General features: G+C 39.6%; 14 protein-coding genes. 11 read left to right on the top strand and 3 right to left on the bottom strand.

All coding sequences use genetic code 11. The features are described from left to right. Nucleotides 1-84: 84 nt before the first annotated feature. The 3 genes from AC27IF_RS10825 to AC27IF_RS10815 form a co-directional block, all read right to left on the bottom strand. Nucleotides 85-1,425 carry a sigma-54-dependent transcriptional regulator gene (locus tag AC27IF_RS10825; protein WP_487054336.1) on the bottom strand — a complete coding sequence of 447 codons (1,341 nt, stop codon included), beginning with the start codon at nucleotides 1,423-1,425 and terminating at the stop codon, nucleotides 85-87. Continuing rightward, nucleotides 1,422-2,624, bottom strand: a complete 1,203-nt coding sequence (locus AC27IF_RS10820) for a sensor histidine kinase (protein WP_487054335.1) — start codon at nucleotides 2,622-2,624, stop codon at nucleotides 1,422-1,424. Before AC27IF_RS10820 ends, AC27IF_RS10825 begins: the two co-directional genes overlap by 4 nt. 111 nt (nucleotides 2,625-2,735) lie before the next feature. Next, on the bottom strand, nucleotides 2,736-4,235 hold the full coding sequence (locus tag AC27IF_RS10815) for a sigma-54 dependent transcriptional regulator (protein WP_487054333.1): 1,500 nt from the start codon (nucleotides 4,233-4,235) through the stop codon (nucleotides 2,736-2,738). Between the two features lie 262 nt (nucleotides 4,236-4,497). On the opposite strand from AC27IF_RS10815, the gene pseB reads away from it, so the two are divergent. From pseB to AC27IF_RS10760, 11 genes are read left to right on the top strand one after another with little or no spacing between them, the layout of a single operon-like run. Next, nucleotides 4,498-5,499: a UDP-N-acetylglucosamine 4,6-dehydratase (inverting) gene (gene pseB / locus AC27IF_RS10810; RefSeq protein ID WP_487054471.1), complete on the top strand. Its 1,002-nt coding sequence runs from the start codon at nucleotides 4,498-4,500 to the stop codon at nucleotides 5,497-5,499. Nucleotides 5,500-5,525: 26 nt separating this feature from the next. After that, nucleotides 5,526-6,758 carry a UDP-4-amino-4,6-dideoxy-N-acetyl-beta-L-altrosamine transaminase gene (gene pseC, locus AC27IF_RS10805; protein ID WP_487054470.1) on the top strand — a complete coding sequence of 411 codons (1,233 nt, stop codon included), beginning with the start codon at nucleotides 5,526-5,528 and terminating at the stop codon, nucleotides 6,756-6,758. Continuing rightward, nucleotides 6,755-7,681, top strand: coding sequence for an aldo/keto reductase (locus tag AC27IF_RS10800; RefSeq protein WP_487054331.1), 927 nt, complete (start codon nucleotides 6,755-6,757; stop codon nucleotides 7,679-7,681). The genes pseC and AC27IF_RS10800 overlap by 4 nt, the downstream gene beginning before the upstream one ends. Before the next feature lie 12 nt (nucleotides 7,682-7,693). Next, nucleotides 7,694-8,509: a cytidylyltransferase domain-containing protein gene (locus tag AC27IF_RS10795; protein ID WP_487054329.1), complete on the top strand. Its 816-nt coding sequence runs from the start codon at nucleotides 7,694-7,696 to the stop codon at nucleotides 8,507-8,509. After that, complete coding sequence (locus tag AC27IF_RS10790) at nucleotides 8,502-9,797, top strand: aminotransferase class III-fold pyridoxal phosphate-dependent enzyme (RefSeq protein ID WP_487054327.1); 1,296 nt, start codon at nucleotides 8,502-8,504, stop codon at nucleotides 9,795-9,797. The genes AC27IF_RS10795 and AC27IF_RS10790 overlap by 8 nt, the downstream gene beginning before the upstream one ends. A gap of 19 nt (nucleotides 9,798-9,816) precedes the next feature. Beyond that, the gene (pseG, locus tag AC27IF_RS10785; RefSeq protein WP_487054325.1) at nucleotides 9,817-10,938 is read left to right on the top strand and encodes a UDP-2,4-diacetamido-2,4,6-trideoxy-beta-L-altropyranose hydrolase; all 1,122 of its coding nucleotides are present in this window, start codon (nucleotides 9,817-9,819) and stop codon (nucleotides 10,936-10,938) included. Continuing rightward, nucleotides 10,928-11,584, top strand: coding sequence for a formyltransferase family protein (locus AC27IF_RS10780; RefSeq protein ID WP_487054323.1), 657 nt, complete (start codon nucleotides 10,928-10,930; stop codon nucleotides 11,582-11,584). Before pseG ends, AC27IF_RS10780 begins: the two co-directional genes overlap by 11 nt. Next, nucleotides 11,574-12,293, top strand: coding sequence for a formyl transferase (locus tag AC27IF_RS10775; RefSeq protein WP_487054321.1), 720 nt, complete (start codon nucleotides 11,574-11,576; stop codon nucleotides 12,291-12,293). The genes AC27IF_RS10780 and AC27IF_RS10775 overlap by 11 nt, the downstream gene beginning before the upstream one ends. Nucleotides 12,294-12,308: 15 nt before the next feature. Further along, nucleotides 12,309-13,088, top strand: a complete 780-nt coding sequence (locus tag AC27IF_RS10770; RefSeq protein WP_487054320.1) for a class I SAM-dependent methyltransferase — start codon at nucleotides 12,309-12,311, stop codon at nucleotides 13,086-13,088. Nucleotides 13,089-13,122: 34 nt separating this feature from the next. Then, the gene (gene pseI, locus AC27IF_RS10765) at nucleotides 13,123-14,178 is read left to right on the top strand and encodes a pseudaminic acid synthase (RefSeq protein ID WP_487054319.1); all 1,056 of its coding nucleotides are present in this window, start codon (nucleotides 13,123-13,125) and stop codon (nucleotides 14,176-14,178) included. Then, a complete protein-coding gene (locus AC27IF_RS10760) occupies nucleotides 14,168-14,854 on the top strand; it encodes a PIG-L deacetylase family protein (RefSeq protein WP_487054317.1) in 687 nt (228 codons plus the stop codon). Before pseI ends, AC27IF_RS10760 begins: the two co-directional genes overlap by 11 nt. Nucleotides 14,855-14,919 lie beyond the last annotated feature (65 nt).

Raw genomic sequence — 14,919 nt, 5'->3', positions numbered from 1 at the left:
TGCCAGACAAGAGAGCTTGCCGACTGCATAAAAAAGCCACAAGTATTAATGTACCTGTGGCTTGAGGGATTATTCTTTTATTGATTACGCGGGAATTTGAATGCCAGAGTCTCGCATACGGGCTATTTTATAACGTAAGGTCCTTGGACTTATTCCTAAACGCTCAGCAACCTCTTTTCTACTACCGTGACAGGCCTGCAAGGTATCAAGAATAATTTGATGCTCTTGTAGCTTTAATTCACTGCCTAACTTGTCATCAGGTATTGCTTGCTGATCAACCTGACTGACATCTGCGGTCTCAAAGTTTTCAATCAACAAATCTTGCGCATCAATGATTTGATTATTATGTAAAATAAGCGCACGCTGAATAACATTATCTAGTTCGCGAACGTTACCAGGCCAACTGTACGCTTTTAACTTACTACGTGCAGCGGGACTAAACTCAGCAACTTGCTCGCCACTTTTTTGACAGTAACACTCAACCAAATGTTGCGCTAAAGGTAAGATATCATCAACCCGCTCAGCCAAAGGTAACCAAGTTAATGGAAATACATTTAAGCGATAATACAAATCTTCTCTAAAGTCACCTTTACTTACTGCGTCTTTTAAATCCCTATTACTTGTGGCAATAACACGAACATCTAAATTAATCGTTTTTCTACCACCTAAACGCTCTACTTCACGCTCTTGTAATACTCGCAGAATTTTTGCTTGTAAGCCTAAATCCATCTCGGTAATTTCATCGAGTAAAATAGTACCACCTTGGGCTTGTTCAAATTTACCAGGACAAGCTTGAATCGCCCCTGTAAATGCGCCTTTTTCATAGCCAAATAATGTCGCCTCAAGCATATTCTCAGGAATAGCGGCACAATTTATCGCCACAAATGGCTGTTTTGCTCGTGGTGAATTGTTATGCACATATTGCGATAACACTTCTTTACCTGAGCCACTAGGTCCAAGTACCATCACAGAGGCTTCAGTAGTTGCGACTTTTCTTGCTAAATTAAGCAGTTCGATACTGCGTTTATCGGCAACAATTGGAGAGTTACTATTGACAGAAGACGGTGGAATATATTGGCTCACCATATTCAATAACACTTCTGGAGCAAATGGTTTAGCAATATAATTACAAGCGCCATCTTTCATAGCTTGTACGGCATCATCGATGGTGCCGTAAGCGGTCATCAGCAATACCGGCATATTCGGTAACTGACTTTTTATACTTTTTAACAGTGATAAACCAGACATGCCGCCCATTTGTACATCACTGATCACCAAATCTACTTTATGATTTTTAAGTAACAAGAGTGCCGCTTCAGCTGAGTCGGCTTCAACACACTGATAATTGGATAAACTTAAGGTATCAATTAAGGCTTCTCGTAAGCCAGCATCATCCTCAACGACTAAGATCTTATGATGGTTCATTCTATTTCTCCTCGTTTAACGCTGGCCAACTGCGGTAACTTCAGGCAAAAGTGTGCTCCTTGTCCTGCTTGGCTAAGGTAACTAACTTCTCCCTGATGCGCCTCAAGTACCGACTTAACCACAGACAAGCCAAGACCAGTGCCTTTGGAACTCGAGGTATAAAACGGTTCAAAAATTTTATCAACTATCGCTAAATCAATACCGGGACCATTATCTTGAACGCTAATAAATACCATGTTTTGCTCGGCGTACACTTGAATGTTAATCACCGCTTGCTCAGTGCCAACTTCAGCTGCTTGTAAAGCATTATGAATTAGGTTTTGTATTGCGCCAGCCAGAGCATTTTTATTCGCTAAAATTTGACAATACTCATCATTGACATGGACATTAACTTTGGCATTCGCTTTGGTAACTAACGCGTCCATTGCTTGTACAGAATCGTTAATGAGCTCATTAACAAATAATGGTGACACAACTTGTTCGTTGCCACTTTTAGAAAACAGCAACATATCATTGACCTGTTGTTCTAAATCATGCAAACGGGCAGTAAGTTTTTCTTGAAATGTAGCGCGGGCACTATCAGCAAGTTTTCTATTAGACAAGTTAGCGCTGTACAACATAGCTGCAGATAACGGGGTACGAATTTGATGTGCTAGGGTTGAAACCATTTTACCTAACGAAGACAATCGCTGCATTTGCCCTACTTTATCTTGTAATAAGCGGGTTTCAGTTAAATCAGTGATCATAATTAACTGACCAGGCTGATCTCCTAAACTGGCGATTTCTAACTTAACTCGACGACCATCTTTAAGGGAGACTTCATGCCAATCATCGGCTCTGGGCTTAAAAGACCGAGCAATTACGTTAAACCAAGGTTGTCCTAGAATAGGCTCTTCAAGTAAGCTTCTAGCAACTTTATTGATTTTAACAACAATACCGTTACCGTCTAACATCACCAAACCTGTTGGCATCATTTCAATCAGTTGATCCGCCATCTGCGTTTGTTTTAACGCTTTAGCTGATCCTGATGAAATTGGTGTTGGCTGTATATTCGAGCTTTGTTTTAGCTGAGAAAGCTCATTACGAAGAGCCGCTAACTCACCAGGGAAAGCCTCTTTAGCAAGCAAACTATTGCTGCTATAAGCGACGTTAGCTGGGTTAAAGGGTTGTGTGGCATCGAAATGCTGTGCTAGTGCCATAAAACAAAGTCCAAATAAATAACTATCTACTTTGTTTAAAGCATTTTACGTACCACTATTTTTTAGTAGCTAACTCAATAACTTAAAGTGAAAAACCTGACTAACTGAGCGTCAAGTTATTGGCTTTTGCAGATCATATTTACGCATTTTCTCTACTAAAGTCGTTCTACGCATACCTAAGGTTTCTGCAGCTCGAGCAACAACATAATCATGTTTAATGAGTGATTGTGATATTAAAGAAACCTCTAATTCGGCAAGATGTTCTTTAAGGTTTAAGCCATCATTGGGTAATAATCCTGCATTAGATTCAGGTGCTAAATCTTCATCCGCATCAGTGTCATCATCGTCATAATCAAACCCTGCAAACAATTCATTAATAGCGTCCTGCTCTTGTAACTCTTCAGGGTATTCAGGCGTATATTCTTCCACTTCTATATGCTGATATTTATGAGGTAATTCAGCAACATCAACAATTTGCTCACCATACATGATCAACATACGTTCAATTAAATTAGATAATTCACGAACATTGCCCGCCCAAGGATGCTCCATTAATGACTCGATGGCTTTTTCGGTAAAACGAACGGTTCTTCCTTGCTCATGTTCGAAGCGGCTAAGTAGCTCTTTCAGTAATAACGGAATATCTTCCTTACGTTCACGCAGTGCAGGAGTCTCAATAGGAAAGACGTTTAAGCGATAAAATAAATCTTCACGAAAATCACCAGACTTAATCATATCTTCTAAATTTTGATGAGTCGCGGCAACGATTCTAACGTCAGCTTTGATGCTTTTACTGCCGCCAACACGTTCAAAAGTTCGCTCTTGCAACACTCTTAATAATTTCACCTGCATAGGTTGTGGCATATCACCAATTTCATCAAGAAACAGTGTGCCACCTTCGGCTAACTCAAAGCGGCCTTTTCGCGCTGAAATTGCGCCAGTAAAAGCGCCTTTCTCATGACCAAATAGCTCACTTTCTAACAACTCTCCGGGAATAGCACCACAATTTACGGGTACAAAAGTCTCTTTGGAGCGATCAGACAAATTATGAATATTGCGAGCAACCACCTCTTTACCCGTTCCAGACTCACCGAGAACTAGCACACTTGCTGGCGTTTTAGCCACTTGTTCAATAAGAAATCGAACATCATTCATTGGCTTACTTGAGCCCACTAAAGAACGAAATAATGCACTCGTACCAAAATTGCTGCCAGCTCTAGGTAATTTATTATGATATTGATGACAATGATGAATAAGCTCGGTGAGTTGAGCATAGTTTAACGGAGTGGATAAACTGCCAATCACATTGGCGTAACTACTGACTTCACTGGCATCAAGTAAATCATGCAATAAAAAAGGGGTTTTGGGGTTGGTTTTAACAGCCGCTAACGTTGCCGGATCAATATCTCCAGCAAGGATCACCGCCAGTAAGCTATCGTTATTCTTAGTAATCGAGGATATTTCATCTTGCCTACATTGCTGAAAGTGTTCACCTACAAACGATAATACTGTCGCCAGCTGATGCGATCTAGCACTGTCATTATCAACAACAATAATTTGTTTGTGACCTTGAGGATGCGAAAGTGGAACTTTAGAAGCAGTGTCTGGCATAAAAGAATAATATCAATGAATAATCTTAGAGCTGATTTTAGCTACTCAAAACAATTTAGCAACAAAAAATTGACGGTTTTAAGAAAATATAGGCCAGTTTTTTGACTGGCAAAAATAAAACTAATAATTAACCAACAACTTGCTGTAAAAACCAACAAAATCAATTAATTTAGTATCATGGGTATAGAATTTGCTATATTAGTAACTAAGTATTTGGTTATGTTGGTTAGCTCCTTAACGTTTGGAAAGTATTATGACGACGATGTTTGACGATAAAAGTATTTTAATTACTGGTGGTACAGGCTCATTCGGTAAAAAATATGTAGAAACACTATTAAAAAATCATCGCCCTAGAAAAATCATTATTTTTTCCCGAGACGAGTTAAAGCAATTTGAAATGCAACAGGTATTCAACCAGCCTTGTATGCGTTACTTCATCGGCGATGTTCGCGATAAAGAGCGATTAAACCGTGCTATGCGAGGGGTTGACTATGTTATTCACGCCGCAGCAATGAAACAAGTACCTGCCGCTGAATATAACCCTATGGAATGCGTAAAAACCAATATTAATGGTGCAGAAAACGTCATTGATGCCGCACTTAATAATAATGTTGAGAAAGTTATCGCGTTATCAACAGATAAGGCTGCGAACCCGATAAATTTGTATGGCGCGACCAAGCTCGCTTCAGATAAAATATTTGTTGCCGCGAATAATATTTCCGGAGGCCATAACACTACTTTTGCCGTAGTGCGTTATGGTAATGTTGTTGGCTCACGCGGCTCAGTGGTGCCGTTTTTTGAAAAACTTATCAATGAAGGCAGTGATCATTTACCTATCACCCATATGGAGATGACACGCTTTTGGATCACATTACAACAAGGCGTTGATTTTGTCTTAAAGAATTTTCAGCGTATGTTAGGAGGAGAGATATTTGTTCCTAAAATCCCTTCCATAAGGATCTGTGATTTAGCAACAGCCATGGCGCCTAACCTACCCCAAAAAGAAGTAGGGATCAGACCCGGTGAAAAACTTCATGAAGTAATGTGCCCTGCTGATGACTCGTATCATACCTTTGAATATGAAGATCATTTTGTTATCGCACCAAGTATTATATTCTCCAGTCGCAGTAACGACTTTACCATTAATGCCATTAAAGAACGTGGCAAACCTGTTGATCATGCTTTTGAATATAATTCAAAAAATAATAGTCACTTTTCAACGATTAGTGAAATTCAAGCCTTTAATAAGCAAGCTTGTTTATAGTGGTTAAGCCCATGTTTCCAGATGAGATGATCCCCTATGGTAGACAAGATATTAATGACGATGATATTGCCAGTGTTCTGGAAGTATTAAAGTCTGATCTTATAACTCAAGGGCCAAAAGTTATTGAGTTTGAGCAAGCCATAGCCTTAGCCTGTCAAAATAAAAACGACACAACCCCACATGCCATTGCCACTAATAGCGCAACTTCAGCGCTACATATTGCCTGCTTAGCGCTTGATGTGGGCACAGGCGATAATGTTTGGACATCGCCAGTATCTTTTGTAGCTTCCAGTAACTGTGCTCTTTACTGTGGGGCGAGTGTCGATTTTGTCGATATCGATTTAAGCTCAGGTAATATGTGCCCTAAAGCCTTAGCAATAAAACTGGCTGACGCCGAGAAAAATAACTGCTTACCTAAAGTAGTCATTGCGGTACATTTAGCTGGACAGTCTTGTGATATGAAGGCGATAAAACAGCTAGCAGAGCAATATCAGTTCGCCATTATTGAAGACGCCTCTCACGCGATTGGTGCTCGTTATAACGACTTTGCTGTTGGCTGCAATACCTATTGTGACATTAGCATATTCAGTTTCCACCCGGTTAAGATCATCACCAGTGCCGAGGGAGGAATGGCCTTAACTAACAGTGAACCGTTAGCTAAAAAAATGCGTGCATTACGCAGCCATGGTATTACTAGTGATCCTAAAGAGATGACGGAAGAGTCTCACGGCCCTTGGTACTATCAGCAACAATCATTAGGCTTTAATTACCGTATGACAGAGCTACAAGCTGCCTTAGGGGTTAGTCAAACCAAGCGCTTGCACCACTTTACAGCCAAACGAAATGCTTTAGCTAAACAATATGACCAGCAATTTGTGAGCAGCGGTTTAACACCCTTAATTCCCAAAGAAAATGCCTACTCGGCCTACCACCTTTATGTAGTGTTATTACCTAAATTGATTGATAAATCAAAGCAAATTAACATTCATAAAGACATTATAATTCGCCTAAGAGCAAAAAATATTTTAGCGCATGTCCATTATATTCCGATACATTTACAGCCCTTTTATCAAACCTTAGGTTTTGCTGAAGGAGATTTTCCAGCAGCTGAAGAGTATTACCAGCGTGCTATATCACTGCCTTTGTTTCCACAACTCACGAAAGATGAACAGCAATATATTATTGATTGTGTACTATCAGAGGTTGCTAGCATTCCTGTCGAAGATATTGATAAGCTCACAGGTGAAAACCAGCAATGAAACTCGCCTTAGGCACAGTACAATTTGGCCTTGATTATGGTGTCAGTAATAGCCAAGGGCAAGTTGATAAAACAGCAGTGGCTGAGATTTTATCACTGGCTCATTCTCTAGGTATCGACACCTTAGACTGTGCTGGAGCTTATGGTAATAGTGAACAAGTTATCGGCGAAACGCTCACTGAAACGCTCACTGAAACACAATGCACTGCGGGATTTAAACTGATCAGTAAAATTCCAACGCTGGATAAAAGTGAACGTGATATTGACGGCTATATTGAGCAAAGCTTAACTGACTTAAAAACCGATAAACTTGATGCACTATTATTTCATGATGGCGATAACTTAATCCATCATCCCAACAAAGATGAGCTTTTCCATCAACTAGAGCAACTTAAAGCAGAGCGGAAGATTAGTCGTATTGGTGCCTCGTTATATCACCCAGCACAGTTAAAAACTATCGCTGAACAATTTAAGCTCGACCTTGTTCAAGTGCCGTTGAATATATTTGATCAGCGCTTTATCTCAGCAAAGAACATAGCTTTGTGCCAACAACAAAATATCACCCTGCATGTCAGATCGTTATTTTTACAAGGGCTGATATTTTTAACAGAAGATAAACTGGCCCGTTATTTCACCCCTTATAAAGCCAAGTTAAGGGCTTTTTCTGAGCTAGCTCAATTTCTTGGTTGTTCCAAACTAACCTTAGCGCTTGCGATTGTGGCACAAGAGTTGCCTCATTCAAATGACAATCTCGCAAGTGATATTATCGAAAAAGTCGTTATTGGTGTTTGCTCTAGTAAACAGTTAACTGAAATTGTTGAAGACTATCAAAAAGCAAAAACAATAACGGTCAGTACTGATGAATTAATCGCTTTAGCCGATGATAGGCTTGGATTGATTAATCCGAGTTTATGGTCTCTTTAACGACATTAACCAATGAATAACAATATAGCGCCAATGCAAACAGCTGAAACCTTAATTATTTTACAAGCCAGAATGTCATCTTCTAGGCTCCCTAACAAAGTATTAAAGCCAATCTTAGGTAAACCTATGCTTGCGCATCAATTATCGAGGTTGTCTCAAGTAAAAACACCTCATCAATTAGTGGTTGCCACCAGTGACGATACTAGCGATAACGCCATTGATGATTTATGTAAAGCGCTGAATATTCATTGTTATCGAGGCTCTCTTGATGATGTGTTAGCAAGGTATTACTTTGCTGCTACGGCCTTTAATACCAACAAGCAATTGAAAACCATAGTGCGTGTGACCGGAGACTGCCCGGTGCTTGATAGTGACATAGTCGATCAGGTTATTTCCCTGTACTTTTCATCACAAGTTGATTATTGCTCTAATTGCCAGCCAGCAACCTTGCCAGATGGTTTAGACGTTGAGGTTTTTAGTTACGCCGCACTTAAACAAGCATATCAACAGGCTAATAAACCCTCAGAGCGCGAACATGTTACCCCCTACATTAGTAATAATCCAAGCTTATTTACTTGTGAAAATTATCACTATAACGTCGATTTATCGCATTTTCGCTGGACGGTAGATGAAGCAAGTGACTTTGAATTAATCAGTAAGATTTACCAAGCGCTTTATGATAAAAACCCTTACTTTAACTTAACTGATATGGTCAAGCTCATGGCAGAGCAACCACAACTAAGTGAAATTAACCGCCATATTATGCGCAATGAAGGCTTACTTAAGTCAGAGTTAGCCGATCAAACAGCAGGCAAAAATCATGAGTAACACCAGACAATTTACCCAATCAGATTTATTACTAAAGCGAGCTGAAACGACTATCCCATTAGGGTCACAAACTTTTAGTAAAAGCCGTATTGCTTATCCTAACAAGGTTTCACCTTTGTTTATTAAGCGCGGGCTAGGCTGCCAAGTTTGGGACGCAGACAATAACCAATATACTGACTTTGTCAGTGGCTTATTATCAGTGTCATTAGGTTATTGTAATGAAGCGGTTGACGAGGCGGTAATTGAGCAGATTAAATCTGGCGTAACCTTTTCATTACCACACCAGCTGGAAATGCAGGTGGCAGAAAAGCTAGCTGATTTAATTCCCTGTGCTGACATGGTTCGCTTTGGTAAAAATGGTAGCGACGCTACATCAGCTGCTATTCGTTTGGCACGGGCATACACAGGTAAAGAACATATTGCCGTCTGTGGTTATCACGGCTGGCAAGACTGGTATATTGGCTCTACCACTCGAGATTTAGGGGTACCAAAATCAACCAAAGCTCTTACTCACAGTTTTACTTACAATAATATTGATTCCTTAATAAGTTTGTTTAAGGAGAATGAGGGTAAAGTTGCTGCCGTTATTTTAGAGCCAATGAACACACACTTTCCGCAAAATAACTTTTTAGCTCAAGTAAAAGCGCTTTGCCAAGCCAATGGTGCCGTACTTATTTTTGATGAAACCATCACCGGCTTTCGCTACCACATGGGTGGTGCACAAACCTTATTTGATGTTACGCCTGATTTAGCGACTTTTGGTAAAGGTATGGCTAATGGGTACCCTATTTCAGCGGTTGTTGGACGTAAAGACATAATGATGCTGATGGAAGATATTTTCTTCTCCGGTACTTTTGCTGGCGAAACCTTATCTTTAGCAGCAACCTTGGCAACCCTAAACTATATGGAAAAAAACAATGTTGTCGACCATCTAAATGCCATGGGTGAGAAGTTGCGTCTAGGCCTACAAGCGATTATTGATGACATGCAAGCACAGCATTGGCTTAGTATTAGTGGCCATAATGTTTGGTCATTTCTCACCATTGCAGAGCAAGGTAACTATAGCGCTATTAAATTAAAATCTTTATTTTTACAAGAAATGGCTCAACATGGCTTTTTACTCGGCGGTGGACATAACTTAAATTATGCTCATAAAAGTGCTGATATAGAGGCATTATTAAACGCATATAGCCTGGTATTGCCTTTACTTGCTAAGACAATAACAAACAACGATTTTCAATCAACATTTCACGGTGAGTTACTTGAGCCGGTATTTAAAGTACGATAAAGGCAGGAGTAAAATATAGATGCATATTGCCTTTCGTGTAGATAGTTCAACGACTATTGGTCATGGTCATGTGATGCGCTGCTTAACACTAGCGTATGCCTTAACTCGTACGCGAAAAAAACTCCATATCAGCTTTATTACTAAAGCGAATCAAGGAAACATCAATCATTTGATCTGCAATGCAGGTTTTCAATTAGTACTCATTGCCACAGGTGAAGAAGCGATCATTCAATCTGACAGCTCCACTTGGCTTGGCTGCTCAATCGAAAAAGATGCCAGCCAAACCCTTGAAGCAATAAAAGTAATGCCAGCAATAGATTTACTGATTGTGGATCATTACGCCATCGATAATCAATGGCATAACGTTATTGCTCCCCATTACCAAACGCTAATGGTGATTGATGATTTAGCGAACCGAGCACTTGATTGCGACGTGCTTTTAGATCAAACATTAAATCGAGATGCTAAGCAATATCAACCTTTAGTTCCTGAGCATTGCCAGTTTTTACTAGGGCAAGATTACATGTTGCTAAGGGATGAGTTCAGCCATTTGCAAAACGATGCTCAAATACGACGAGAGCAACGATGTGAGAAACTTACTCAAGCCAATATTCTCATCAGTATGGGGGGCGGCGATCCAGATAACCTGTCTGAGCGTGCAATCTTGGCAATAAAAAACCTACGTAATTTATTCCCAAACCTCACCGCGACTTTAGTATTGGCCAGCCAAGCAAAACATCTAATAAGACTCAAAGCATTACAGCAAGAGCTAAGCTGGTGTCAATTAATCACTGACGCAAATAATATGAGTGAATTGATGCTAAACGCTGATATCGCTCTTGGCGCTAGCGGTGCCACCGCATGGGAGCGGTGCTGTCTAGGTTTACCTAGTTTAATTACCATTAACGCAGACAATCAGCAACTTATTGCCGGTAACTTAACAAGTGCAGGCACCAGTATTAATCTTGGCTGGCATGAAAAAATTACCAGTGATGACATCACAGCTAAACTGCATCGCTTAATCGAAAACCCTCAAACTTATTCTGCTATGGTGGCCTCCTGTTTTCGTGCTTGCGATGGTCAAGGGGCGAGCAAAGTGGTAAAAACATTATTAGCGAGGTGGCAAAGCGATGACTCATAATAAAGACATCAACATCATTACTGTCTTGGTTGATAACGACTCTTGGATCTTACCTTATGCTGAGCAGTTAATCGCGGAATTATCATCTAGCTACACCTGCCTTTTAGTGAGACAAGCAGATGATATTCCAGTAGGAGATATTTGCTTTTTACTCGGTTGTACACAATTAGTCAAAAATGAAATTCTGAGCAGAAATCGTCACAATTTAGTAGTGCATGAAAGCAATTTACCCCATGGTAAAGGTTTTGCCCCAATGAGTTGGCAAATTTTGGAAGGTGAAAACATCATCCCCATATGTTTACTATCTGCTAGCGAAAAAGCCGATAGTGGTGATATTTGGTTAACAGATACTATTAAGTTAACCGGTACTGAGCTACATGATGAATGGCGTGATAAACAAGGGCAAGCGAGTCTCGCTTTAGCTAAAAAATTTATTGAAAACTATCAAAATTTAACACCACAAAAACAACTGGGGAGTAGTAGCTTTTATCCAAGAAGAGCCGCCAAAGATAGTGAGCTAGATATTAATAAGAGCTTAGATGAACAATTTAACTTAATGCGCGTAGTGAGTAATCAAGACTACCCTGCCTTCTTTATAAAAGATGGGGTTAAGTACAAATTGCAGGTATCACTTGATGACGAATAACTATGTAGTTGCCACGATTAAAGACTGGCAAATAGAACAGTTTAATAAAACTTGCCCGACACTTGCTGGACAATGGACGTTAATTTCAGAGCATAACAAGCTCACCATAAAGAAGTTAAGAGAGCTAAAACCAAAGTATGTATTCTTTCCACATTGGAGCTGGATCGTACCAGAGGACATACTCAATGAATTTACCTGCATCTGTTTTCATATGACCGATGTTCCTTACGGACGCGGCGGCAGTCCATTACAAAACCTGATAGTACGTGGTAACAAAGAAACTAAACTTAGCGCGCTTAAAATGACCAACGAGTTCGATGCTGGCCCTGTGTATTTAAAAGCACCTCTATCTCTTAACGGTAGTGCCCAAGAAATATATGAACGTAGTGCCGTGTTAACCTATGAAATGATAAGCACCATAGTTAAACTTGAACCCGATGCAATAGGACAAACCGGTGAAGTCACTGTTTTTGAACGTCGTATTCCTATCCAGAGTGAAATTCAAGGTGATGAAGAAATCACTGAATTATATGATTTAATCAGGATGTTAGACGCTAAAAGCTATCCTAAAGCATATTTACATTATGGCGACTTTACCTTAACCTTCGAAAAAGCTAATTTAACGCATAAAATGACATCGTTAGCGGACTCGATTGATAGAAAAAAAGAAACCACTCTTACCGCAAAAGTACATATATTAAAAAATTGAGACCGAAGGAATGACATGAAAAATATAGCAAGTGATACATTATTAGACTTAGCTGCAAGCTCGCAAAACTTACAAAATCGAGCGGCAGGAAACCAACGGTTTGCTTCTGCTGATTTTAGTGCTTGGGTAAATAGCCTCTTTGATAACTATCCGATGAATTCAGTATTAGATATTTGCTGTGGAACTGGCAATCAGCTGGTTATTTACGCAGAAAAGTCTGTTGAGTCAATCACGGGATTAGACATCTCAGCCCAATCGATAGAAAAAGCACAACAACGTCTAGAGAGCTATCAAGGTGAACTTACTTTAGTCGCTTCAGCAATGGAAGATTACTTATCAGCAACACCATCAAACTCCAAAAACTTTATTTCGAGTTTTTATGGTTTATATTATAGCAAAGACATTGCAGAAACTTGTCAGCAAGCACACCGCATATTGTCTGATAACGGCCATTTTTTGGTGTGTGGCCCTTATGGAAACAATAATGCCAGCTTGTTTGCCTTATTAGAAAAATACTACACCTTGCCAGAGTTTGTCACCTATAGCTCAGCGACTTTTATGCAACAGACTCTAAGCTCAACATTAACGGCTTTAGGCATGACACTTGAAAATAAAACCTTTGTTAATACGATAAGTTACCCTGACACAGACGCCGTTCTAAGCTATTTAAAGGCTACCACTTTTTTCAATGAAAACTATCTTGAAAATATTAAACAAGATTTAGACAAACATTTTGAAAGTCACGACAGCTTTCAAGTAGAAAAACATGTTATGGCGCTGATTGCCAAAAAATAGCGCTAAAGACAGTTAATAAGCAGTAGGAAACCTTATGAAAGAAATAACAATTAATGGTCGCGTGATATCAAGTAATCACCAACCTTACATTATCGCTGAGTTATCAGGTAACCATAATGGTGATTTGACCAAAGCCTTAGCTATAATGGAGGAAGCTAAGCAACAAGGCGCTGATGCGATAAAAATCCAAACCTATACTGCTGATACGCTGACTATTGACTGTGATAAAGATGATTTCTTAGTTAAGGGAGGCTTATGGGATGGTAAAACACTTTATCAACTATATGAGTGGGCTCACACACCTTGGGAGTGGCATCAGGCTTTATTTGAAAAAGCAAAAGAGCTAGATATTACCCTTTTTAGCTCACCTTTTGATGAAACTGCTGTCGACTTTTTAGAAACATTAGACTGCCCTGCTTATAAAATTGCCTCGTTTGAATGCACAGATTTCCCTTTAATTAAAAAAGCTGCTGCTACTGGTAAGCCATTAATCATTTCTACTGGCATGGCAAATCTTGAAGAGATCGAATTATTAGTTAACTACCTCGAAGAATTACAAGTTGAGCAATACGCTCTTTTACATTGTATAAGTAGTTACCCAACACCTATTGAGCAATCAAACCTACATACCATGGTTGATATGCAACAACGTTTCGATACGGTTGTTGGCTTATCTGATCATACATTAGGTACAACAGTCGGTATTACCGGTGTCGCCCTTGGCGCAGCAATTATTGAAAAACACTTTATTATTTCAAGAGATGATGGTGGACCTGACTCTGCATTTTCAATGGAGCCTGCAGAATTAAAAGAGTTATGCCAGCAGAGTAAAACAGTATTCTCTGCACTTGGAAAAGCTAGCTATGAGTTAAAAGAAGCAGAAAAAGCGAATATTGTTTTTAGGCGTTCCATCTATATAGTGAAAGATATCAAGCAAGGTGAAGTGTTAACTCATGAAAACACACGTCGAATCAGACCGGGATATGGCTTATCGCCAATACATTTCGAGTCCGTAATAGGTAAAAAGGCCACTCAAAATATCAGCAGAGGCACCCCTTTGAATTGGGAGATGATTGAGAATGAGCACTAAACAAAGTAAACAAAATATCTTAGTGGTCGCCGCTCATGCGGATGATGAGGTACTCGGATGTGGTGGTACATTAGCTAAGCATATTCATCAGGGCGATGCCGTTAAAGTGATATTTATGACCAACGGCGTCTCTTCCCGCTTAGGAAGTTCATCAAGTGATAAAAGTAACCGTGAGATAGCTATGATACAAGCATTAAAAGTGCTTGGCATAGCAGACTATCAATGTTTTGATTTTCCAGATAATCAGATGGACTCAGTGCCATTACTGAACATTGTACAAACTATAGAGCAAGTTATCTCTTCATTCACACCAGATACTATTTACAGTCACTACAGTCATGATTTAAATGTCGATCACCAAGTTACTCATCAAGCGGTGATGACAGCCTGTAGGCCTATTAAAGGTAGCAGCGTAAAAAAAATATTATCCTTTGAAGTATTATCAAGTACCGAATGGCAAACATCCAACCATGCTAACTTTAGGCCTCAGTATATTGTTGATATCAGCCAATACTGGTCGGTGAAAGAGCAAGCTTTGGTTTGTTATCAAGAAGAATTACGTGAATCGCCTCATAGTCGTTCCTTAAATTGTATAAGCGCATTAGCCACTCTGCGCGGTGAAACTCATGGCATGGTAAAAGCAGAAGCGTTTCAAGTTGAACGTATTCTTAATTAAAAGCTAAACCTAGCAACTCTGCACTAATCATGGCATTTAATTTGCTCTAATTAGTGATAAGCACA

It is taken from the genome of Colwellia sp. KS18-150, assembly GCF_057551365.1.
Note: the sequence above shows the minus strand (reverse complement) of the source record. Positions and strands in the feature narration are given on the sequence as shown.